The sequence below is a fragment of the Salmonella sp. SAL4457 genome (genome assembly GCF_046548235.1).
GTDB classification, from domain to species: Bacteria; Pseudomonadota; Gammaproteobacteria; order Enterobacterales; family Enterobacteriaceae; genus Salmonella; species Salmonella enterica.
In genome coordinates, this window is record NZ_JBGDZO010000875.1 from 1 (window position 1) to 255 (window position 255).

Here is a 255-nt window from a genome sequence, read left to right on the forward strand (position 1 = left end):
CTCCCCGATCCGAGGCTTGCATGTTGGAGATAGTAGTCATCCGATAACCGCCACTTCGTCATCCCGCACGAGGTGTCGCCGGTTATCTGCCTTCGCCATGGCTCGCACGCGCCTTTTCGCGCCGTGCGGCCGCGTTGTCACACCGATGATTACAGGTTCTACCGACATGAACGTTTCCAAGCCGGAACAACGGACGCTTCACGCCTTGGCCCAGGGCGGCCATATCGCCTTCCTTCGCGACGCTTCGGGCAAGAT

Annotated in this window: 1 protein-coding gene; it reads left to right on the forward strand. The window is 60.4% G+C overall.

Annotated elements, in window-relative coordinates; all coding sequences use genetic code 11:
• Positions 1-166: 166 nt before the first annotated feature.
• Positions 167-255: YjhX family toxin (locus ACLJNW_RS26695; protein WP_410961582.1), on the forward strand; the 89-nt coding region annotated here is incomplete at its 3' end.